Below are 22,426 nucleotides of genomic sequence, written 5' to 3' on the forward strand. Positions count from 1 at the left end.
GCCGTAGCAGCCCCGAGTAGCGGGGGGGCCCCCCCCCCCCGCCCCGGGCGGGGGGCCCCCCCGCCCCCGCGGCCCCCGACCCCCCCCCCCCCCCCCCCGCCGCCCGCCGGGGGGGGGCGGGCGGGGGGGGGGGGGGGGGGGGGGGGGGGGGGGGGGGGGGGGGGGGGGGGGGGGGGGGGGGGGGGGCCCCCCCCCCCCCCCCCCCCCCCCCCCGCGTCCCTGGAGGAGCAGGGACAGGGCGCCGTGCACGTCGTCCAGGGAGCGCTCGGGCTGGAAGGACTGCCAGTCGAGCGCCGCGACGAGGACCATCCCCACGAGTGACGCCGCGGTCAGCGGCACGTCGATGTCCTCGCTCAGCTCGCCCTCGGCGACTCCGTTCCGCAGAACGTGCTCGACGACGCCCACGACCTCCCGCCGCATCACGGTCAGGGTGCTGCGCCAGGCCCGGTTGGTCCGCCACAGTTCCGCCACGTAGAGCTGGGTGAAGGCCGGGTACCGGTCGATGAACAGCAGCCCGGCCCGGATCATGGCGTCCAGGGCGTCCACCCGGGAGCCGCCGGCGCCCTCCACCGTCTGCGCGGCCTCCTGGAGGTCGCCGCGCAGCATCGTCACGCCGTGCCGCATCAGCTCCTCGAAGAGCTCCGTCTTGCTGGCGAAGTTGTAGTAGACCGTGCCCTTCGCGACGCCCGCACGCTCGGCGATCTCCTCGACAGTGGTGGAGGAGAAGCCCTGTTCGGCGATGAGCGTGACTGCCGCCTCGTAGAGCTTCTGCCGCGTCGTGTTCCGGCGCCTGCTGCGGGTCTCGTGCATGTCGGGGATTCTCACAGACCGGGACCGGCGAGCGTCACAGGCCGAGTTCCGGGTGCAGGCGTTCGACGGTCCACACCTGGCTGCGGCGTGCGGTCCATGCGGTGAGTGCGAGCGCCGCACAGGTGAAGACCGCCAGGACGCCGCACGCCTCCCAGACCGGTTGCAGCCCACCGCCGCTGATGAGCCGGCGCAGCCCGTCCACGACGTACGACATCGGCAGCAGCGGGTGCAGTGCGTTGAAGAAGTCCGGACTCGTCTGGACCGGATACGTGCCCCCGGAGGACGTCAGCTGGAGCATCAGCAGCGCGAGGACGAGGATCCTTCCCGCGGGTCCGAAGCGTGCTCCGAGGAACTGCACGAGTGCCGTGAAGCAGACGGTCACCAGCAGGAGGAACGCCGCGGTCCCCGCGCCGTGCGCCATCTGCAGACCCAGGCCCCAGTGCAGCACGCTCAGCAGCACCGCGGTCTGGGCGGCGCCGATCGCTGCGACCGGCAGCCAGCCTGCGAGGGCCACCCGCCACGCGGGGGCGCCGACGGCCAGGGCCCGCCGGTTGAGCGGCGGCAGCAGCATGTAGGCGACCATGGCGCCCACCCACAGCGACAGCGGGACGAAGTAGGGGGCGAAACCCGTGCCGTAGTCGGGGGCGTCGTGCAGGTCGGTCGTCGCCAGGTCCACGGGATCCGCCATGACGGCGGTGCGCGCGTCGCGCTCGGCGTCGTCGTAGTCGGGTATCCGGTCGGCGCCGTCGTGCAGGCCGCTGGAGAGTTTCCGGGAGCCGTCGGCGAGGCGGTACATGCCGCTGTCGAGAGAGTCCGCGCCGCTCGACAGCTGCCCGAGGCCGTCGTCGAGCCTGCTCGCGGCCTGCTGCGCGGTGCCGAGCCCGGAGTGGAGCTTCTTCGCCCCGTCGGCCACCTTGTGCGCGCCGGCGTCGAGCTTGTCGATGCTGCGGACGGCGCGGTCGAGGTCGTCGTCGAGTCCGGGGGCGGCCAGGGCGATCCGGTTCGCGGCATGCTCCAGGTCGTCGAGACGGTCCCCCAGATCGTCCAGTTTCCTGTGTTCCCGGACCAGGCCGTCGGTGTCCTCCGCGACATCCGCGGCGCGCTCGGCCGCGTCCCGGGCCTGCTTCAGCTGTGGGCAGTCCCCGGCGGCTGTCCCCGGCCCGTCGCCGGTCAGGTCGAGCACCGGTTCCTCGCACAGCGAGGAGTGGAGGCCGGCCAGCGCGTCGGCGGCACGGCGCGCATCGTTCTTCGCGCGCCGTGCGGCTGCGGGGAGGTCGTCGAGACGGTCGTGGAGGTCACCGGCAGTCTGCGCGACCGTGCGTGCCGCCTCCGCGATCTCGTCCTCGTGCTCGGAGAGCAGGGGCTGGGCGGTGTCGGCGAAGCGGTGGACCTTCCGGGAGAGTTTCCGGGTGCCGTTCGCCACCTTTTTCGATCCCTTCTCCAGCTCGCCCGCGCCGGAGTGCAGCGTGGAGGCGCCGCTCTCCAGGTCTCCGCTGCCGCGCGAGGCCTGCTCCAGGCCTGACGCCAGGTCGGAAGCGCCCTTTCCGGCGCGACCGATGCCGTTCTTCAGGCGGTCGGCACCGTCGGCGGCGTCCTGTGTGCGGTCGTGGAGCGTCGAGAAGGAGACGAAGATCCGGTCGTAGAAGCGGCGCGAGGCCTTGCTGGACGCGGCGGCGCGCACCTCGGCGAACACGGTGCGGGAGATCTGGCCGACGAGGTAGTTGTTGGAGTCGTCCGTCCGTACCCGCAGGGCGCTCGTCGCCGGGTCGTCGCCGGAGGCGGAGGCGAGTCGTTCGCTGAAGTCGGCGGGGACGGTCAGCGACAGGAAGTAGCGGCCGTCCGCGACACCCTGTCGGGCTTCCCTCTTCCCCACCTCCTGCCAGTCGAAGGTGCTGCTCCTCCGCAACCCGCGGACGAGGTCGCCGCCCGCGTCCAGCCGTTCCCCCTCGACGGTGGCTCCGCGGTCACGGTTCACCAGTGCCACCGGGACCCGGTCGAGGCGGTCGTAGGGGTCCCAGAAGGACCACAGGTACAGCGCTCCGTAGAGCAGCGGCAGGAGGAGCACGGCGGCGAGGGCGGCGCGGGGCAGCCTTCCCCTGCCGAAGCGCCGCAGTTCCAGGGCGGCGAGTCGAGGAGCGCGCATCAGGCGTCCCTCCCCGCTCCGATCGTGACCAGGGTGATCCCGTCGCCGGTGGACGAGGGCGGGGGATCGCCCACGGCGACGACGGTCACGCCCGTGGCGGCGACCTCACTGAGCAGCGTCCACATCCGTGCCTCCTCGGCGGCGTCGAGTTTCAGGCCCACGTCGTCCACGGCGAGCAGCCGGGGGCGGCCGAGGAGGGCGAGGGCCACGCCCAGCCGGAACTCCTGCGGCCGTCCCAGCTCCCGTATCCGGGTGCGGGGCCCGGAGGGCAGGTCCCGGAGGTCGAGCCCGGCGGTCGCGAGGGCCTCGGCCCGCCGCTCAGCGGGTGCGTCCCCGTTGCGCCCGCGCCGCTGACGCAGCGGGGGGAGCGAGCCGCCGAAGCGGTGGAGCAGCAGGGCCCGTTCCCGCAGGGTCTCCGCCACGGACAGGGACGGCTCGGGGTCCGTGATCCCGGGGACCGGGCCGAGTGCGGCGAAACGCCGGACGGCTGCGGCCCGGCGAGGGAGGGACTGTCCGCCGACCTCCGCGGTGCCCGTGGTGGGCCGCATGCGTCCGGTGAGGGTGAGGAGCAGCGCGGTGCGCCCCGAGCCCGAGGGGCCCCGCAGCGCGAGGAGCGAGCCGGGCTCCGCCCGGACCGAGACGTCCGAGAACACCGCTCCCCGCGGGCCGTCCACGCCCAGCTGCTCCGCTGTCACGCCGACGCCGGTCCGTTGCCCCGCCACGTGGGCTCCCTACTTCTGTACTGACTGGTCAGTACAGAAGATACGCCGTCGTTCCCGGGGAAGGGGTCCCGGGGTGCCGCGCCCCTGTTCGTGCAGGCCGGCGCCGTTGTCAGTGGCGGGGTCGAGCATGGGGAGGACACGGCGGTCCGGGCCGACCGCCGTCCGACGACAGGAGGTTCGCCATGCACGGGCCCCCGAACGACGTCCATCCCGTACTGCGCCGCACCGCGGCGCCCCCGGCAGCCCTCGACCTGCTCGCCCAGGCCGACTCCGCCCTCCAGGAGGCGGCCGCTTCGAGGACCCCCAACGAGCGGTTCGCCGCAGCGCATCTCGCCGCGCTCCGCACGGCGGCCGCGGTGCTGGCCGTACGCGGCCGCCCCGAGACCGCGCCACGCCGCCGGGCGCGGATACGCAGTGCTTGGGAAGTGCTTCCCGAGGTCGCCCCGGAGCTGACCGAGTGGAGCGCCCTGTTCGCCTCCGGAGCGCGGCGGCGTGCGCGCGCGGAGGCCGGTATCCCCGGCGCCGTCACCAACAGGGAGGCGGACGACCTGCTGCGCGAGGTGGGCGTGTTCCTGCGCCTGGTGGAGCGGATGCTGGTCGCGCAGCCCGCCCTGCCGCAGCCCCGGGTGGCGCCGGCCGACGAGCCGCGGGCCGGCTGACCGGTTCCCGGCTCCCGAACTCCGGTCCCCACGGGCCCGTCGAGGGGATCGGCGGGCCCATTAGGCTGGGTGGCCGCCAGCACCGCAGCCGCCGAGGAGCACCGCATGTCCCGCCCCAGCGCTTCACTCCGCAACGCCGTGGTCTGGGAGGTGCTCCGGGACGCGCTCGACGAGCGCGTCGCGGCCACCGGACGGGCATCCCTGGACGTCCTCGACACCGGGGGCGGCACGGGGAACTTCGCGGTGCCCGTCGCACGCCTGGGCCATCGCGTCACGGTGGTGGACCCGAGCCCCGACGCCCTCTTCGGGCTGGAGCGCCGGGCCGCCGAGGCGGACGTGGCGGGCCTGGTGCGCGGTGTCCAGGGCGACGCCCGCGGCCTTTTCGACGTGGCCGAGCGTGCCGGATACGACGCCGTGCTGTTCCACGGAGTGCTGGAGTACGTGGACGACCCGGCGGAGGCCCTGCGGAACGCGACGGCTGCGCTGCGCCCCACGGGCGGGGTGTTGAGCCTGCTGGCCGCCGGCACCGGCGGAGCGGTCCTGGCCCGGGCACTGGCCGGTCACTTCACGGAGGCCCGGGAGGCGCTGTCCGCACCGGACGGCCGGTGGGGCGAGGGCGATCCGATGCCGCGCCGCTTCACCGCCGAGCAGCTCGAGAGCCTGGTGACGGACGCCGGTCTCGGGGTGGCCGCACTTCACGGGGTTCGGGTCTTCGCCGATCTGGTACCCGGAGCACTGGTGGACACCGAACCCGACGCGTTGGAGGCCCTGGCCCGGCTGGAGGCCGCCGCGGCGGATCTGCCGGCGTTCCGGTCCGTCGCCACGCAGCTCCACGTGCTGGCCGAGGTGCCCGCCACCGACGGCTGAGCCGTGCCCGCGCGGGTGTGGCCGTTCACAGCCGAACCGTGACGGCCGCGGGCGCCGTATGATCGAGACACGCCGTCCGGCATGACGGAAAGGCGGTGAGGGAATGCACGGATTGCACCGTCCACCACACCTGCCCGGAAACCCGGGGCCGGTGGGAGCAATGGGCACAGAGGGCGGGTTTCACAGGGGCGATTCCCTGCCTATCCTTGAAGGGCCGCATCCGGTCGCTCCCCGCGACCGACGAGTAGGAGGACTCCGTGCCGCTCTCTGAGCACGAGCAGCGCATGCTCGAGCAGATGGAGCGAGCGCTGTACGCCGAAGATCCCAAGTTCGCGACAGCGCTCGAGGGAAGCGAGCTGCGCTCGTACACCCGGAAGCGGGTGTACCAGGCGGTCGCTGGCTTCCTGGTGGGTATTGCGCTCCTCATGGCCGGGATGGTCGCGCAGCAGATCTGGGTGAGCGTTGTCGGGTTCCTCGTCATGCTGGGGTGCGCCGTGCTGGCCGTGACCAGCTGGCGGAAGGGCCCCAAGCAGGGAGAGGAGCAGTCCTCGGGCGATACCGGGGCGAAGGCCGCAGCCGGCCCGCAGCCGCGCCGTGGCGCCCGCCCCCGCCGGTCGATGATGAACCGCATCGAGGAGCGCTGGCAGCGCCGGCGCGACGAACGCGGCTGAAGACCTCCGAGCACCACGGCGGGGCCACCGTGCGGTGACCCCGCCGTGTCGTGCTGCCCGGCCTGTCCTGGCCGACCGGCCCCCCTCACGGGCGCCTGGGCTGTCGCGCACTCCGCAGCGGGCTGGCCGCCCGCAGACGGGCGCCCAGCGCCCAGCGGTATTCCGCGGCAGCCCGGACCAGCCGAACGGCCGAGCGGGGCCACCACCGGGCCCGAACCCGCCGGCGCCGCGACGCGTGGCCCGTCAGTTCGGCACGCACCCGGCGCACGTCCCCGGACACCCCGTCCGACCCGGGCGCCCCGGGGGCGTACAGGTGCCGTTCCACCGCGTGTGCCACCCGCCGCACGGCGGCCGTGCTCTCCGCTCCCAGGTGCCCCTCCTCCACCAGCCGCTCGGCCGTGCGGCGGGGAGTGGCAGCCTCGTCGGGCACGATCCCGAGATCCCAGGCGCTGTCCAGCAGCTCCTGCCAGGCACTCAGCACGCCGGCGCCGCCGCTCAGCCGACGGGCGCGGACCCGGGTCCGCCAGAGCATGGGGAGCAGCGGCGGCAGCAGGGCCAGCAGTACCCCGCCGGAGACCGGGAGCACCGTTCCCCACGGGATGCCCCCGTCGCCTCCGCCGCCGGTGCCCGCGGCGATCTTCCCGCAGGTGGCGTCGAGCCGCCGTTCCGCAGGACTGCACTGCGGCGACCCCGACGGCTGCGGGGCCGGGTCCTCCCCGGTGTTCGGCCGGGCGGGATCCATGGCGCCGCCCTCCTCGTCGCTGCCGGGCGCGCTGTCCGGCAGTGCGTACACCGGAGCGCTGCCGCGGGTCGGAGTCGGTTCGAACCGGGTCCAGCCCACGCCCTCGAAGTACAGCTCCGGCCAGGCGTGGGCGTCCTGCAGCCCCACTTCGACCCGGCCGTCGGTGAGTTGCTGCCCGGGGGTGAAGCCCACCGACACCCGTGCCGGAATGCCCAGTGTGCGGGCCATCGCGGCCATGGTGAAGGCGAAGTGGACGCAGAAGCCCTCCTTGTCCTCCAGGAAACCGGCGATGGCGGTGGTTCCGCTCCCGGCCTCCACCTCGGTGTCGTAGGTGAACCCCCCGGCGGAGGCGAACCACTCCTGCAGGCGAACCGCCTGCTCGTAGCTGTTCTCCGCGCCGCGTGTCACCCGGCGGGCCTGCCTGCCGACGACGTCCGGCAACGAGTCCGGGACGCGGGTGTACCGCTCCATCGCCGCGGGCGGTGCGCCGGCGCGTGCCAGCTGCTGCGCGGTGGGCCTCACGAGCAGGCTCTTCACGGTGTACGAGGCACCTCGCGCGTCCTGCCCCTTCGCGCCCACCAGAGACAGGCTGTACGGCTCGAGGCGCCACGTCCCGTCGACCTCGACATCCCGGGCGGGGTAAGGCAGCGGCAACCGCTTCTGCGCGTACCAGTCCGCCGCCGTAACCTTCGTGGTGATCTGCTCGGTCTCCACGTCCGGCGACAGGCCCTGGGGCCGGGGGAACCCGTCGGCGGGTTTCAGCAGGGCGGGCCGTTCGGACGCCTGCCACGCCTCACCGTCGAACTCGTCGAGCGCGACGATCCGCAGATACAGGTCCGAGATGTCCCGGCTGTCCGTCTGGTAGACGAGGACCGTCTGGTTCTGCGGCTGGTTGAGGCTGTCCTGGAGGGCCACCAGCGGGTCGACCGCCGTAATCGTGCCGTTCGGCGCGTCGAGGCCCCCGCCGGTGCCGCCGAGGGAGTCCAGCAGCCCGCCGTCCAGGGCGGGCAGTGCCGCGGGGACGAGGAGAGCGACGCCCAGTGCCGTCGCCCCGATCCGGCGGCCGGTCCGCACCGGGGCCCTCGGTGTGCCCTCGACGGAACCCGGGTCGTGGTACTGCGCCCCCGGACGCCGGTGGTTGCCGAAGATGCGTCCCCACTGCGACAGCCGCTCGCGTCCCTCCGCCAGCAGCAGAAGGAGGAAGCCGCCCGCGGCGCAGAGGAACCACAGCCAGCCCGCCGCGCCGTTGTAGAGCCCGGCAGCCACCGAGTAGAGGGCCAGCAGCGGCAGGCCGGCTGCGGCCGCACTGCGGTAGGTGACGGCGACGACGTCCACGAGGAGCGCGGTACCGGCCACGCCGGTCAGCAGGATCAGGCGGATGCCGTCGGTCACGGGAGCCGGTATGGAGAACCGCTGCACGTCCGTGCCGCCCTCGGCGAAGAGGTGCCCGAACCGTGCGAAGGCGTCGGGCCCCGGCAGCAGACCGAACACCGCCTCGCTGCGGGCGAAGAGCAGGGTGAGCAGCACGACCGCGACGGCGACCTGGGCGAGGACCGTCAGGGCGCGGGCCAGCGGCACCCGGCGCGCGCCGATGCCCACCAGCACCTGCGCGCCGACGATCAGCGCCGCCGGCACCAGCCAGGACAGCGTCGCCACCAGCGGCAGCAGCGCGCATGCCGACGCCCCGGTGGCCACCGCGGCGCACCAGGCCAGCCGTCCGCGTCCCGTCATCGCTTCAGCCCCTCTCCGAGCCCCTCGTGGGCCTCCTGCCACAGCCGTGCCAATTCGGCCCCCGGCCCGCCGGGCACCACCGTCCAGCCCGCTTCCCTGAGTGCCGCCTGCGAGGAGCCCTCGCCGCCGCCGTTCTGCGCGGTGAACGCGAGGGCCCGGTGGGTCCGCTGCCTCATCCGGGCCAGGAGGGAAGCCTCGTCGGGGTCCAGCGCTCCGAGAAAGGCGATCAGCAGACCCTCCCGTGCGCCCCCTCCGGCCCCGCCGCGCATCACGTCGTAGGCGTGGGCCAGTCCTCCCGCCTCCGACTGCTCGATCACCGCGAGGGCGTCCAGCAGTGCGGCGGCGACCTCGGCGGAGTCGCTGTCGAAACCGCCACCGTCCGGACTCCCGGCAGGCATCCCCGCATCCGTCAGCAGACGGACGGAGAATCCGCGTTCGAGGAGGTGCATGCCGACCGATGCGGCTCCCGAGACCGCCCACTCGAAGGGCGAGCCGGGGCCGGAGCCGGTGTACGCGGCTCGCCGTGTGTCCAGCAGCACCGTGCAGCGGACGCGCTGCGGCTGCTCCTCACGGCGCACCATCAGTTCGCCGTGCCGCGCCGTCGAGCGCCAGTGGACCCGCCGCAGGTCGTCGCCGTGCCGGTAGCCGCGGGGGATCACGTCGTCGTCGCCGGCCAGGGCGAGGGCCCGCTGCCGCCGGTCGCCGTAGCCGCCTGCGGTGCCGGAGAGCCGTACCGGCGGCAGCGGCTCCACCCGCGGCACGACGGTCAGGGTGTCGCGCGCGCTGAACGAGCGGATCAGCTCGCACATTCCGAAGGGGTCCGTGAGCCGCAGTTGCAGCGGCCCCAGGGAGTAGCGCCCGCGCAGTTCGGAACGGACCCGGTAGGACACCTCACGCCGGCCCCCCGGCTCCAACCGGTCCAGTACGAACCGGGGCCGCGGCCCGAGGACGTAGGGCACCCGGTCCTGGAGCATGAGAAGACCCGAGGGTATGCGGGAGACGTTGTCGATGCGCAGGTGCACTCCCGCTTCGGAACGGGCCGGCACCTGGGCGGGGGAGAGGCGGCGCGAGGCGGAGACCCGGTACCGGGTGCGGTGCAGCACCAGGACGCAGACCAGCGGCAGCGCCGCCAGCAGCAGGCCGACGCGCAGCAGGTCGGCCTGGCCCAGTACGAACGCGCAGACCGCCGAAGCCGTGCCTGCCGCCAGGAAGGAGCGGCCGCGGGTCGTCAGGCCACCGAGCGAGGTGCGCAGCGAGCCCTCCGCGCCGTCCCTCCGGACCGGAGGGCGACCGTGGAGGGAGCCGGCCGGCATCACAGGCCCCGCGAACCGGTTCCGAAGCCTCCGGGGCCGGGCGAAACCGCCGTCGGCACCGTCGTCTGCCGGACGATCTCGGCGACCACCTGCTCCGCCGTGCGTCTGCCGAGCTGCGCCTGGGCCGTGGGCAGCAACCGGTGGGCCAGCACCGGCACCGACAGGTCCTGCACGTCGTCCGGCAGTACGTAGCCCCGACCGCTCAGCGCAGCGGACGCCTTCGCGGCCCGCAGGAGCTGCAGGGTCGCCCGGGGCGAGGCGCCCAGCCGCAGTTCGGGGTGCGACCGGGTTGCGGCGACGAGCTCCACGGCGTAGGCGCGCACCGGATCGGCCACGTGGACGCTGCGCACCGCCTCCACCAGCTTGACCATCTCGTGGGCGTGTGCCACCGGCTGGAGATCCTCCAGCGGTGACACGCCCCCGTGGACGTCGAGCATTTCGAGCTCGGCGGCAGGACTGGGGTAGCCGATGGACACCCGGGCCATGAAGCGGTCCCGCTGGGCCTCCGGCAGCGGGTAGGTCCCCTCCATCTCGACGGGGTTCTGCGTGGCGATCACCATGAACGGGTCCGGCAGCCGGTACGTCCGCCCGTCGATGGTGACCTGCCGCTCCTCCATGGACTCCAGCAGCGCGGACTGGGTCTTGGGCGAGGCCCGGTTGATCTCGTCCCCGATGACGATCTGGGCGAAGATCGCACCCGGCTTGAACTCGAACTCCCGGCGCTGCTGGTCGTAGACGCTCACTCCCGTGATGTCCGAGGGCAGCAGGTCCGGAGTGAACTGGATGCGGCGTACCGAACAGTCGATCGACCTCGCCAGTGCCTTGGCGAGCAGGGTCTTTCCCACACCCGGCACGTCCTCGATCAGCAGGTGCCCCTCCGCGAGCAGCACGGTGAGCGACAGCCGCACCACCTCCGGCTTGCCCTCGAGCACGCTCTCCACCGAACGGCGTACGTCGTCGGCCGTGGAGGCCAGGTCACTGAGATTCACGTGTTCGTCATACGTCGTCACGCGGCCCATTCTTCATCGAACGGGCCGATTCCGTCACGGCCCCGGCCGGAACCGGGGGCGGCCCGGGGCCGAACCGTCCCCGCCGGAGCCGGTACGGGTCAGGCCGGGACCTCGCGGAGCCGGCCGGTGTCCACGTCCAGCACGAAGCCGCGCACGTCGTCCGTGTGGAGGAGGAAGGGCGAGGTCCGCACCCGCTCGATCGACTGGCGGACGTCCTCGTCGAGGTCGGGGAAGGACTCGACCGCCCAGGACGGGCGCTGTCCGACCTCACGGGCCAGCTCGTTGCGGTAGTCCTCGGTCAGGGTGAGCAGGCCGCAGCGCGTGTGGTGGACGAGTACCACCGAACGGGTGCCCAGGGCCCGCTGGCTGATGGTGAGTGACCGCATGACGTCCTCGGTGACGACTCCGCCCGCGTTCCTGATGGTGTGGTGGTCGCCGACCTCCAGCCCCAGCGAGGCGTTCAGGTCCAGACGGGCATCCATGCAGGTGACCACGGCCACCTGCTGGGCGGGACGTGCGTCGAGCCCGGGGTCGTCGAAGGAGTCGGCGTAGCGGGCGTTGGCGGCGACGATCCGGTCGGTCACCGCGCCGTCGGAAGGGGAGACAGACATGCCGACGACAGTAGCCACACCGGCCGGAGCACCCTGCGGGGGCCCTGCCCCGCAGGGGCGTGGGACGCGCCTGACCAGTTGATTGACCGGGATGAACCGTGGACTAGAGTGACGCGCAGCGGGAGGTGCGACACTCCCCGGATTCCGGAATCCCCGCGTGCGCAGGGTGCGTGCGACTCGGCCTCCTCCCGCTCCCGGGCAGGCCGACGCCCCTTCCCCGGCGCCGGCAGGCCGCATCCGGTCACGAACGGGCGGGGGCCGAGGAGCATGTGCACGTTGCGCGGGTGCCGCCGAACACGAGAGGGCCCATGAACGCGAACGAGCGCCATCTCCCGGTCATGCTGCGACGCTGCCTGGACCTCCTCGCACCCGCTCTCGCCGAGCCCGGGGCAACCGTCGTGGATTGCACCCTCGGCATGGGCGGCCACAGTGAGGCGCTGCTCGCGACCTTTCCCGCCGCGCGTCTGATCGGCCTGGACCGGGATCCGCAGGCGCTCGACATCGCCGGCGAACGGCTCGCTCCCTACGCCGACCGCGCCACCCTCGTCCACGCCGTGTACGACGAGATCCCCGAGGTCCTGGACCGGCTGGGGACTCCCCGGGTGCAGGGCGTCCTCTTCGACCTCGGTGTGTCCTCGCTCCAGCTCGACGAGGCCGACCGGGGCTTCGCCTACGCCCAGGACGCCCCGCTCGACATGCGCATGGACCAGACGCGCGGCATGAGCGCGGCCGAGGTCCTCAACACCTATCCGCCCGGCGAACTCGTACGGATCCTGCGCGCCTACGGCGAGGAGAAGCAGGCCAGACGAATCGTCGAGGCGGTCGTCCGCGAACGGGAGAGGGAGCCGTTCGACCGCAGCGGCCGCCTGGTCGACGTCATCCGCGCGGCGCTGCCGCAGGCGGCGAAGCGCACCGGCGGCAATCCGGCCAAGCGGACCTTCCAGGCGCTCCGCATGGAGGTCAACGGAGAACTGGCCGTCCTGGAACGTGCGATTCCCGCCGCCGTGGACGCCCTGGCGGTGGGGGGCCGCATCGCGGTGCTCTCGTACCACTCGCTGGAGGACCGGCTGGTGAAGAAGGTGCTGGCAGCGGGAGCCACCAGCACCGCCCCCGCCGGGCTTCCCGTCGTCCCCGAGCGCTACCAGCCCCGCCTGAAACTCCTCACGCGCGGCGCGGAACTGCCCGGGGAGGACGAGGTGGCGGAGAACCGCCGGGCCGCCCCCGCGCGGTTGCGTGCGGCGCAGCGCATCCGCGAGGTCCAGCGGTGAACCGCCGACAGGGCCTCGCCCGCCTCACCCGCGTCGCCGTGGCGGGCCGCGGCTCCACCGCGGCCCGTACCCCGTTCGTGCTGCTGCTCGTGGTGCTCCTGGGGTCCGGGCTGCTGGTCCTCCTGCTGCTCAACGCTTCGCTGAACCAGGGCTCCTTCCGCGTGAGCCGGCTGCAGGAGCGGGCCAAGGAACTGACGGAGCAGGAGCAGGCGCTGGAGCAGCGGGTCGCCTCCCACTCCGACCCCGAAGCATTGCGGGATCGGGCGCGCGAACTGGGCATGGTGCCCGGGGGCCCGCCTGCCTTCCTCGCTCCCGACGGCACGGTCCACGGTTCTCCCGCGCCCGCCACCGCCCTCCCGGAACCCGAGCCCTCGCAGGAGGAGACGGAACCGGTGGACGGGGCCGGGGACAGCCCGGCGGAGGCGAGCCCGTCCGCCGGTACCGGAGCACCGCGGGAGCCGCAGCCGCGCGTGCGGCCCGAGGAGCCGGCCGATCCCGAGCAGTCCCAGCACACGCCGCAGGAGGGCCGGTGACCGAACGCCAGGAGCCGCGGCGCCGCGGCCCGCGCCCCGCAGCCGGCAACGGGCGGGCCGGGCCCCGCAAGCCCCCGCCCCGGCAGCAGGCGGGCGGCACACGGTCCGCCCCCGGGGCGGGCGCCCGCAGGGAAGCCGCCCGCAAGCCAGCCTCCCGGCAGACCGCGCGCGGCGGGAAGTCCGGAGCGCGACCCCCCGCAGGGCCGCCGCCGCGCCCGCGGCCGGGGGCGGCCCGGCCCGGCCCGGCCCGGCCGCTCCGGCTCGCCGGCCCGCTGCCGCGGCTGCGGCTCGTCGGCTTCGTCATCACCTTGGTGGTGCTCGTCTTCGCCGTACGGCTTCTCCAGGTCCAGGCGGTCGATGCCGGGAGCTATGCGGAGGCCGCGGCCGTCAACCGCTACGTGACCGTGCCGCTCGCCGCCGAGCGGGGCGCCATGACCGACCGCGACGGCGTTCCGCTGGCGTCCACCGTGGACGCGTACGACATCACCGCGGACCCCTACATGTTCACCCCCGGCCGGACCGACCTTCCCGACGCGCCCGCCCGCGCCGCAGCGCTGCTCGCACCCGTCCTCCACGAGGACGAGGAGGAACTCACCGAGAAGCTCTCGCGCGACAACACCCGCTACGTGCTGCTGGCCCGCAAGCGCACCCCGCAGGACTGGCGGCGGGTCAGCAGGCTGAAGGACCGCATGGCCGCGAAGGCCGCCGAGCGCGACGAGGTCAACGTGCTCGCCGGCGTGTTCGCGGAGGAGCACGCGAAGCGGGTCTACCCTGGTGGTGAGCTGGCCGCAGGAGTGCTGGGGTTCGTCAACGCCGCGGGGGAGGGCGGCGGCGGACTCGAAGCTCGGCTGGACCGCACCCTCTCCGGGACCGACGGGAAGATCACCTACGCTCAGTCGAGCGGCAGGCGCATCCCCACCGCAGGGGCCGACGAGAACCCGGCGGTCCCCGGGAGCGACGTCGAACTCACCCTCGACCGGGACATCCAGTGGGCCGCGCAGCGCGCCATCGCGGCGCAGGTCGAGGCGTCCCGCGCGGACAGCGGCTACGTGGTGGTGCAGGACGTCCGCAGCGGCGAGATCCTCGCCCTGGCCGACGCTCCGACCTTCGATCCGAACGACCTCGGCTGGGCGGACCCCGACAGTCTGGGGAACGGCGCGATCCAGCACGCCTACGAACCCGGGTCGACACTGAAGGCGATCTCGATGGCCGCAGTGCTCGAGGAGGGCGTCGCCTCCCCCCGCACCCACGTCACCGTCCCGAACCGGCTGCCGCGCGCCGACCATGCCTTCGCCGACGACATCGACCACCCGACCTGGCACCTCACCCTGAACGGCGTGCTCGCCAAGTCCAGCAACATCGGCACCATCCTGGCCACCGAGCAGCTCGGCGACTCGCGGGCCGAAGCGAACCGGACCATGTACCGCTACCTGCGAAGGTTCGGGCTCGGGCAGGAGAGCGGCCTCGGCTTCCCCGGCGAGACCTCCGGACTGCTGGCCGAGCCGCAGGACTGGTCTGCCTCGCAGCCCTACACCATCGCCTTCGGTCAGGGCGTGTCGCTCAACGCGGTCCAGCTCGCGTCGGTCTACTCCACGATCGCCAACGGCGGGGTGCGGGTCCAGCCCTCGCTGGTCCGCGGCACCACCGGCGAGGACGGCGTCTTCACCCCCGCGGACGCCCCGCCCACCCGACGGGTGATCAGCGGGAAGACCGCCGGCACCCTCGCCGCGATGCTGGAGACGGCGGTGTCCGACGACCGGGCGACGGGGACCACCGCGCGCATCCCCGGCTACCTCGTCGCGGGGAAGACCGGTACGTCCAACCGGGTGGATCCCGAGACGGGCCGCTACCACGGGTACACCTCGTCCTTCGCGGGGTTCGCTCCCGCCGACAAGCCGCGGATCACCGTCTACTGCGCGGTACAGAACCCCAGGAAGGGAAGCTATTTCGGCAGCGAGGTGTGCGGACCGGTCTTCAAGGAGGTCATGTCGTTCTCCCTGAAGACCCTCGGGGTGCCGCCGACGGGCGGGGAGCCCGCGCGGCTCCCGGTCACCTTCGACCCCGACGCGGCGAAGCACCACGGCGGTACCCGGGAGGGGAAGGACGGTGAGGAGGAATAGGCGAACCGGGGGGAACGGCCCGGGGCGGACACCAGGCCCCTCGACACTACTGACCGGAGCTCCACGTGGACACGATCACCGACGATCCGGGAAACGCCCGCTCGCCCCGTCCCGGAAACCCCTCGCTTGGCCGCGACAGCCGCCCGCCGGGTACGCTCACGGCCGTGCCACAAGCTGATCAGACCCCCTCCGCACCGCCCCGCCCGGCCCAGCTGAGCCCCGTGCCGCTCGGCGAGCTCGCCCGGCAGCTCGGTATCGACGCGCCCGCATCCGAGGCGACGGCGACCGGTATCACCCACGACTCCCGCGCGGTGCTCCCCGGCGACGTGTACGCAGCACTGGCGGGCGCCCGCTTCCACGGCGCGGACTTCGCCGTCCAGGCCGCCCGTCTCGGTGCCGTGGCGGTCCTCACGGACCCCACGGGCACCGAACGTGCCGCCGCCGCAGGGCTTCCCGTGCTGACGGTGCCCGACCCGCGCGCCCGGATGGGAGCCCTGGCGGCCTCGATCTACGGCAACCCGGGCCAGGACCTGCTCCAGATCGGCATCACCGGCACCTCCGGAAAGACCACCACCGCCTACCTGATCGAGGGCGGACTGCGGCGGGCCGCCGAGAAGCTCGGCGGTCTGACGGGCCTGATCGGCACCGTGGAATCGCGGATCGGGGACGAGCGGCTGAAGTCCGAGCGCACCACGCCCGAGGCGACCGACCTCCAGGCACTGTTCGCGGTGATGCGCGAGCGCGGCGTCACCTCGGTGGCCATGGAGGTCTCCTCGCACGCCCTGGTGCTCGGCCGCGTCGACGGCTGCGTCTTCGACATCGGGGTGTTCAACAACCTGAGCCCCGAGCACCTGGACTTCCACCCCGACATGGAGGACTACTTCCAGGCGAAGCGGCAGCTGTTCACCAGGGCCCGCTCCCGGGCCGGTGTCGTCAACTTCGACGACGAGTACGGCTTCCGCCTCATCCAGGAGTCGGAGGTACCGGTCACCACTTTCTCCGCCGAGGGGCACCCGGACGCCGACTGGCGGGCCTCCGACGTCGAAGTGGGGCCGTTCGGGTCCACCTTCACCGTCCACGGACCCGACGGTGTGCTCGTCGAGGCTGCCGCGCCCATTCCCGGGCCGTTCAACGTCGCGAACGCGCTGGCGGCCATCGCCGCGCTGGTGGCGGCCGGCATCGACCCGCAGACGGCCGCCGAGGGAGTCGCCGCCGTTCCCGGCGTCCCGGGCCGGCTGGAGCGCGTCGACGCCGGACAGGACTACCTGGCGGTCGTGGACTACGCCCACAAGCCGGACGCGGTGGAATCGGTCCTCTACGCGATCCGCAAGGTCACCGAGGGCAAGGTACACGCCGTCCTGGGGTGCGGCGGGGACCGCGACCCGCACAAGCGACTCGCCATGGGGGCAGCGCTGGCCCGGCTCTGCGACACCGCGGTGCTGACCTCCGACAACCCCCGCACCGAGGACCCGCTGGCGATCCTCGCCACCATGCTCGCCGGCGCCGCCGAGGTGCCCGCGTACGAGCGCGGCACCGTCCTGGTCGAGGAGGACCGCGCCGCAGCGATCGCCTCCGTGGTGTCCCACGCCGGGCCCGGGGACGCGGTGCTGGTTCTGGGGAAGGGCCACGAACTCGGCCAGGACATCGCCGGAGTGGTACGCCCGTTCGACGACACGCAGGTGCTGCGGGAGGCCATCGAGAAGGCCTCCGAACGCACCCCGACATCCGGGACAGACAAGCAGTAGCCATGATCCCCCTCTCTCTCGCCGAGATCGCCGCTGTCGTCTCCGGACAGCAGTGCGACATACCGGACCCCGAGGTCCGTGTCACAGGACCCGTGGTCAAGGACTCCCGTGACGTGACCGCCGGCTGCCTCTTCGCCGCGTTCGCCGGCGAGCGGGTCGACGGCCACGAGTTCGCCCGGGGCGCGGTGGCCGACGGTGCCGCCGCGGTGCTCGCCACCCGGCCGGTGGGGGTGCCCGCCATCGTCGTCGACGACGTGACCGCGGCGCTGGGAGCGCTGGCCCGCCACACCACGCGGACCCTGGGCACCGAGATCGTCGCCCTCACCGGCTCCGCGGGGAAGACGAGCACCAAGGACCTGATCGCCCAGTTGCTCGAGCGGATCGCCCCCACGGTCTACCCGGCCGGCAACCTGAACAACGAGATCGGGCTGCCGCTCACCGCCCTGCGCGCCGACGACAGGACCCGGCACCTCGTCCTCGAGATGGGAGCCCGGGGTGTGGGCCACATCCGGTATCTCGCCGGGCTCACCCCGCCGCGCATCGGTGTGGTGCTCAACGTCGGCACGGCCCACCTCGGCGAGTTCGGCAGCCGCGAGCAGATCGCGCTGGCGAAGGGCGAACTCGTCGAGTCGCTGCCCGACGCCGCGGAAGGCGGCGTCGCCGTACTCAACGCCGACGACCCGCTGGTCCGCGCCATGGCCGGCCGCACCCGCGCCCGCGTCCTGCTCTTCGGGGAATCGGAGGAAGCGGACGTACGGGCCGAGAACGTGCGCCTGGAGGCCGACGGAAGACCCTCGTTCACGCTTCACACACCCACCGGGTGCGGCGACGTGACCCTCCGCCTGTACGGTGAGCACCACGTGTCGAACGCGCTCGCCGCGGCGGCCGTGGCCCACGAGTTGGGCATGCCTGCTTCCGGGATCGCCGTGGCGCTCGGGACAGCGGGCACGCTGTCGCGCTGGCGGATGGAGGTCAGCGAGCGCGCCGACGGTGTCACGGTCGTCAACGACGCCTACAACGCCAGCCCGGACTCCATGAGGGCAGCGCTCCGCGCGCTCGCCGCCATGGGAAGGGAGCGGCGGACCTGGGCTGTCCTCGGCGAGATGGCCGAGCTCGGCGACCAGGCACTCGCCGAGCACGACGCGGTCGGACGGCTCGCCGTCCGGCTCAACGTCCACAAGCTCGTGGCGGTGGGCGGCCGGGAGGCCGCCTGGCTCGACATGGGCGCCAAGAACGAGGGTTCGTGGGGTGAGGAGTCGGTGCACGTATCCGACGCTCAGGCGGCTGTCGAGCTGCTGCACAAGGAGTTGCGTCCGGGGGATGTGGTGCTCGTGAAGGCTTCCCGTTCGGTCGGTCTGGAGCGCGTCGCGCTCGGGCTGCTCGAGGGCATGTCCGCCGAGGGCAGCGGGAAGGGCGCCGGTCGATGAGGCAGATCCTGTTCTCCGGGGTCATCGGGCTTTTCCTGTCCCTCATCGGCACCCCTCTCCTGATCAAACTGCTCGCCTCCCGCGGATACGGCCAGTTCATCCGCGACGACGGCCCGCAGAACCACCACAGCAAGCGCGGAACGCCCACGATGGGCGGCATCGCGTTCATCCTGGCCACGCTCGCCGCGTACTGGCTGACCAAGCTCATGACGGGCAGCGAGCCGACCTTCTCCGGCGTCCTGGTGCTCTTCCTGTTCGCCGGCATGGGCCTGGTCGGCTTCCTCGACGACTACATCAAGATCGTCAAGCAGCGGAGCCTGGGCCTCAGAGCCAAGGCAAAGATGGCGGGGCAGCTCATCGTCGGCATCGGCTTCGCCGTGCTGGCCCTCAACTTCCCCGACGCACGCGGACTCTCGCCCGCCTCGACGAAACTTTCCTTCGTCCAGGACTTCGGCTGGTCCATCGGCCCCGTGCTGTTCGTGGTCTGGGCGCTGTTCATGATCCTCGCGATGTCGAACGGCGTGAACCTCACCGACGGACTCGACGGTCTCGCCACCGGCGCCTCCGTGATGGTCTTCGGCGCCTACACCTTCATCGGGGTGTGGGAGTACCAGGAGTCCTGCGCCAACCTGGCGACCGCCGGCCCCGGATGCTACGAGGTGCGCGATCCGCTCGACCTCGCCGTCGTCGCCGCCGCCCTGATGGGAGCCTGCTTCGGCTTCCTGTGGTGGAACACCTCGCCCGCCAAGATCTTCATGGGGGACACCGGATCCCTGGCCCTGGGCGGTGCACTGGCCGGTCTCGCCATCTGCTCGCGCACCGAACTTCTGCTGGCCGTACTCGGAGGCCTGTTCGTCCTGATCACGATGTCCGTGGTGATCCAGGTCGGATCGTTCCGCCTCACCGGGAAACGGGTCTTCAAGATGGCCCCGCTCCAGCACCACTTCGAACTCAAGGGGTGGTCCGAAGTCCTGGTCGTCGTCCGCTTCTGGATCATCCAGGGCATGTGCGCCATCGTCGGTGTGGGCATCTTCTTCGCAGCCTGGGCGGCCGCCGAGTGACGGCACGGGACCCTGCGGAGGACTTCTCGGGCCGCGCCGTCGCCGTGGCCGGGCTCGGCGTCAGCGGAGTCAGCGCCGCCAGGGTGCTGGCCGGGCTCGGCGCCGAGGTCACCGTGGTCGACGGCGGCGACGCCGAGGCACAGCGCGCCCGCGCCGGCGAACTCGAGGCGGAGGGCATCGCCGTCCGACTCGGGGACGGCGACACCCTCCCTCCCGGAACGGACCTCGTCGTCACGTCGCCGGGGTGGAAGCCCGACAGCCCGCTCTTCGCCGCGGCAGCCGCCGCCGACGTACCGGTGTGGGGCGACGTCGAACTGGCGTGGCGGCTCCGCCGCGGTCCCGGCCGCCACGGGGCCCCGTGGCTGGCGGTCACCGGCACCAACGGCAAGACGACCACCGTCCGCATGCTCGCCGCCGTCCTCGCGGCCGCGGGCCTGCGCACCGCCGCGGTCGGGAACATCGGCACCCCGCTGCTGGACGTGGTCCTCTCCGACGAGCCGTACGACGTCCTCGCCGTCGAGCTGTCCAGCTACCAGCTGCACTGGGCGCCCGGCGTCCGCGCGCACTCCGCGGCCGTGCTCAACCTCGCGCCCGACCATCTCGACTGGCACGGCTCGATGGAGGCGTACGCCGCCGACAAGGGGCGGATCTACGAGGGCAACGAGGTCGCGTGCGTCTACAACGCCGCCGACCCCGCCACGGAGGACCTGGTGAGGAAGGCCGACGTGGTCGAGGGCTGCCGCGCCGTCGGCTTCACGCTCGGCAGCCCCCGCCCCTCCGAGTTCGGCGTGGTCGACGGCATCCTGGTGGACCGCGCGTTCGTGGCGGACCGTCAGCGCAATGCCCAGGAGCTCGCCGAGGTCTCCGACGTCACCCCTGCCGCCCCGCACAACATCGCCAACGCACTGGCCGCTGCGGCCCTCGCCCGAGCCTGGGGCGTTCCCCCCGGGGCGGTGCGCGACGGCCTGCGCTCCTTCCGCCCGGAGGCCCACCGCATCGAGCACGTCGCCGAGGTCGGGGGCGTGTCCTACGTCGACGACTCGAAGGCCACCAACACGCACGCGGCACAGGCCTCGCTCGCGTCCTACGACTCCATCGTCTGGATCGCGGGCGGACTCGCGAAGGGAGCCACCTTCGACGACCTGGTCGCCGGTGCGGCGGACCGGCTGCGCGCCGCGGTGCTGATCGGCGCCGACCGGGCGCTGGTCGCCGACGCCCTCGCGCGACACGCCCCCGATGTCCCGGTGGTCGACCTCGAGCGGACGGACACTGGGGCGATGGCCGCTGCCGTCGAAGAAGCCGCACGTCTGGCCCGGCCGGGCGATACCGTGCTCATGGCGCCGGCCTGTGCCTCGATGGACATGTTCACGAACTACAACAGACGCGGCGAGGCGTTCGCCGAGGCGGTCCGCGCACTGCCCTCCGGCGGCACCGCCGACGGTTGAGCCGCCGGCCCTCACCCGGGCCGGCGGCCCGGGTGAGACGGAGGGGACGACGGCGATGACGGCCGAACAGGCGCGCAGGCGCACCCAGACGCCGCCGCGGGCCCCCGCCCGCTCCGGCCGGAGCGCAGTCGCTCCGAGGCGCTCCGCCGCGCAGCCCTCCGCCGCCCGGTCCGCCGCCGGGAGGCGCCCCGGCGTCCCCGAGGACCGCGCCCCTGCGGCATCGCGCGCAGCCGGTCCTCCCGGACCGGCACGCCGCCGCCCCTCCGCTGCCGGCAGCACCGCTGCCCGGGTGTTCCGCCGGGCACGCCGGGCCTGGGACCGGCCGCTCACCGCCTACTACGTGATTCTCGGTGCCGGTCTCTTCATCACGGTCCTCGGCCTCGTGATGGTCTTCTCCGCCTCGCAGATCCAGGCGCTGCGGTACGACCTGGCGTCCACGTACTATTTCCGCAAGCAGCTGCTCGTCGCGGTACTGGGCGCGGGGGTGCTGCTGGCCGCGACGCGCATGCCCGTCGCGTTGCACCGCGCCCTCGCCTACCCGCTCCTGGCCGGCTCGGTCTTCCTCATGTGCCTGGTGCAGGTACCCGGCATAGGGGTGGCGGTGAAGGGCAATCAGAACTGGATCCACCTCGGCGGGCCGTTCCAGCTCCAGCCGAGCGAGTTCGGCAAGCTCGCGCTGGTCCTGTGGGGAGCGGACCTGCTCGCCCGCAAGCGCGAACGCGGACTGATGACTCAATGGCGGCACCTGCTGATCCCCCTGGTGCCGGTGACCCTTCTTCTGCTCGGACTGATCATGCTGGGGGGCGACATGGGCACCGCGGTGATCGTCGCCGCCATCGCCTTCGGGCTCCTGTGGCTCGCCGGAGCACCGACCCGCCTGTTCGCCACCGTGTCGGGTGTGGCAGCCGCCCTGGCGGCACTCCTCATCCATGGCAGTCCGAACCGGATGTCGCGGCTGCAGTGCCTGGGGGTCACCGACCCCAGCGCGGGCGCCACCGACCCGTGCTGGCAGGCCGTGCACGGCCTCTACGCGCTCGCCTCCGGCGGGCTCTTCGGCTCCGGGCTGGGGGCCAGCGTGGAGAAATGGGGTCAACTACCCGAACCTCACACCGACTTCATCTTCGCCGTGACCGGGGAGGAACTCGGACTGGCGGGGACGCTGTCGGTGCTCGGTCTCTTCGCGGCTCTAGGCTATGCGGGTATCCGCGTGGCCGGACGCACGGAGGACCCCTTCGTCAGGTACGCCGCGGGAGGTGTCACCACCTGGATCTCGGTGCAGGCCGGGATCAACATCGGTGCGGTGCTCGGGCTGCTGCCCATCGCCGGCGTGCCCCTCCCGCTGTTCTCCTACGGAGGGTCCGCCCTGCTGCCGACGATGTTCGCGGTCGGGCTGCTGCTCGCCTTCGCGCGCAGCGACCCGGCAGCGCGGGCGGCGCTCGCCGCGCGGCAGCCCGTCCTCGGAGGCATCCTTCGCCGGGGCCGGGCTCGGGGACAAGGAAAGACGATGCGACGACGGGCAGGCGGCCCGTCGTCCGGAGAGCGGTGAAT

General features: G+C 73.2%; 17 protein-coding genes and 1 pseudogene. 11 read left to right on the top strand and 7 right to left on the bottom strand.

The window, feature by feature from the left end; translation table 11 throughout:
• Nucleotides 1-204 precede the first annotated feature (204 nt).
• From ACL06G_RS11520 to ACL06G_RS11530, 3 genes and pseudogenes are all read right to left on the bottom strand, one after another.
• Nucleotides 205-810: pseudogene (locus tag ACL06G_RS11520) on the bottom strand (TetR/AcrR family transcriptional regulator); the annotation flags it as partial.
• A gap of 34 nt (nt 811-844) precedes the next feature.
• Nucleotides 845-2,953: a YhgE/Pip family protein gene (locus ACL06G_RS11525; RefSeq protein WP_412787535.1), complete on the bottom strand. Its 2,109-nt coding sequence runs from the start codon at nt 2,951-2,953 to the stop codon at nt 845-847.
• Nucleotides 2,953-3,675, bottom strand: a complete 723-nt coding sequence (locus ACL06G_RS11530) for an ATP-binding cassette domain-containing protein (RefSeq protein WP_412787536.1) — start codon at nt 3,673-3,675, stop codon at nt 2,953-2,955. Before ACL06G_RS11530 ends, ACL06G_RS11525 begins: the two co-directional genes overlap by 1 nt.
• Nucleotides 3,676-3,857: 182 nt before the next feature.
• Here ACL06G_RS11530 and ACL06G_RS11535 point away from each other — a divergent pair, with 182 nt between their 5' ends.
• The 3 genes from ACL06G_RS11535 (at nt 3,858) to ACL06G_RS11545 (ending at nt 5,872) form a co-directional block, all read left to right on the top strand.
• Nucleotides 3,858-4,334 (top strand): SAV_6107 family HEPN domain-containing protein, encoded by a 477-nt coding sequence (locus ACL06G_RS11535; RefSeq protein WP_412787537.1) that lies wholly within the window; start codon nt 3,858-3,860, stop codon nt 4,332-4,334.
• Nucleotides 4,335-4,439: 105 nt separating this feature from the next.
• The gene (locus ACL06G_RS11540) at nt 4,440-5,201 is read left to right on the top strand and encodes a methyltransferase domain-containing protein (protein ID WP_412787538.1); all 762 of its coding nucleotides are present in this window, start codon (nt 4,440-4,442) and stop codon (nt 5,199-5,201) included.
• A gap of 257 nt (nt 5,202-5,458) precedes the next feature.
• Nucleotides 5,459-5,872: an SCO2097 family morphological protein gene (locus ACL06G_RS11545; RefSeq protein WP_412787539.1), complete on the top strand. Its 414-nt coding sequence runs from the start codon at nt 5,459-5,461 to the stop codon at nt 5,870-5,872.
• Nucleotides 5,873-5,957: 85 nt separating this feature from the next.
• Here ACL06G_RS11545 and ACL06G_RS11550 read toward each other — a convergent pair whose 3' ends face one another.
• From ACL06G_RS11550 to ACL06G_RS11565, 4 genes are all read right to left on the bottom strand, one after another.
• Nucleotides 5,958-8,345 carry a transglutaminase TgpA family protein gene (locus ACL06G_RS11550; RefSeq protein ID WP_412835834.1) on the bottom strand — a complete coding sequence of 796 codons (2,388 nt, stop codon included), beginning with the start codon at nt 8,343-8,345 and terminating at the stop codon, nt 5,958-5,960.
• Complete coding sequence (locus tag ACL06G_RS11555; RefSeq protein ID WP_412835835.1) at nt 8,342-9,658, bottom strand: DUF58 domain-containing protein; 1,317 nt, start codon at nt 9,656-9,658, stop codon at nt 8,342-8,344. Before ACL06G_RS11555 ends, ACL06G_RS11550 begins: the two co-directional genes overlap by 4 nt.
• The gene (locus tag ACL06G_RS11560; RefSeq protein WP_412787542.1) at nt 9,658-10,668 is read right to left on the bottom strand and encodes an AAA family ATPase; all 1,011 of its coding nucleotides are present in this window, start codon (nt 10,666-10,668) and stop codon (nt 9,658-9,660) included. Before ACL06G_RS11560 ends, ACL06G_RS11555 begins: the two co-directional genes overlap by 1 nt.
• A 98-nt stretch (nt 10,669-10,766) precedes the next feature.
• A complete protein-coding gene (locus ACL06G_RS11565; protein ID WP_412787543.1) occupies nt 10,767-11,279 on the bottom strand; it encodes a beta-class carbonic anhydrase in 513 nt (170 codons plus the stop codon).
• Between the two features lie 308 nt (nt 11,280-11,587).
• On the opposite strand from ACL06G_RS11565, the gene rsmH reads away from it, so the two are divergent.
• The 8 genes from rsmH to ftsW all read left to right on the top strand — a co-directional run bounded on the left by rsmH (nt 11,588) and on the right by ftsW (nt 22,424).
• Entirely contained in the window at nt 11,588-12,547 is a 960-nt protein-coding gene (rsmH, locus tag ACL06G_RS11570; protein ID WP_412835836.1) for a 16S rRNA (cytosine(1402)-N(4))-methyltransferase RsmH, read from the top strand.
• Nucleotides 12,544-13,080, top strand: coding sequence for a cell division protein FtsL (ftsL, locus tag ACL06G_RS11575; RefSeq protein WP_412787545.1), 537 nt, complete (start codon nt 12,544-12,546; stop codon nt 13,078-13,080). The genes rsmH and ftsL overlap by 4 nt, the downstream gene beginning before the upstream one ends.
• A complete protein-coding gene (locus tag ACL06G_RS11580) occupies nt 13,077-15,200 on the top strand; it encodes a peptidoglycan D,D-transpeptidase FtsI family protein (protein WP_412835837.1) in 2,124 nt (707 codons plus the stop codon). The genes ftsL and ACL06G_RS11580 overlap by 4 nt, the downstream gene beginning before the upstream one ends.
• Before the next feature lie 65 nt (nt 15,201-15,265).
• Nucleotides 15,266-16,945, top strand: coding sequence for a UDP-N-acetylmuramoyl-L-alanyl-D-glutamate--2,6-diaminopimelate ligase (locus ACL06G_RS11585; RefSeq protein WP_412787547.1), 1,680 nt, complete (start codon nt 15,266-15,268; stop codon nt 16,943-16,945).
• Nucleotides 16,946-16,947: 2 nt separating this feature from the next.
• A complete protein-coding gene (locus ACL06G_RS11590) occupies nt 16,948-18,372 on the top strand; it encodes a UDP-N-acetylmuramoyl-tripeptide--D-alanyl-D-alanine ligase (RefSeq protein ID WP_412787548.1) in 1,425 nt (474 codons plus the stop codon).
• Complete coding sequence (gene mraY / locus ACL06G_RS11595) at nt 18,369-19,433, top strand: phospho-N-acetylmuramoyl-pentapeptide-transferase (protein ID WP_412787549.1); 1,065 nt, start codon at nt 18,369-18,371, stop codon at nt 19,431-19,433. Before ACL06G_RS11590 ends, mraY begins: the two co-directional genes overlap by 4 nt.
• Nucleotides 19,430-20,878 carry a UDP-N-acetylmuramoyl-L-alanine--D-glutamate ligase gene (murD, locus tag ACL06G_RS11600; protein WP_412835838.1) on the top strand — a complete coding sequence of 483 codons (1,449 nt, stop codon included), beginning with the start codon at nt 19,430-19,432 and terminating at the stop codon, nt 20,876-20,878. The genes mraY and murD overlap by 4 nt, the downstream gene beginning before the upstream one ends.
• Before the next feature lie 55 nt (nt 20,879-20,933).
• Complete coding sequence (ftsW, locus tag ACL06G_RS11605; RefSeq protein WP_412835839.1) at nt 20,934-22,424, top strand: putative lipid II flippase FtsW; 1,491 nt, start codon at nt 20,934-20,936, stop codon at nt 22,422-22,424.
• The last annotated feature ends 2 nt before the right edge of the window (nt 22,425-22,426 follow it).

Origin of the sequence: Streptomyces callyspongiae, from assembly GCF_047200695.1 — a bacterium.
In the GTDB taxonomy this organism is placed as follows: Bacteria; Actinomycetota; Actinomycetes; order Streptomycetales; family Streptomycetaceae; genus Streptomyces.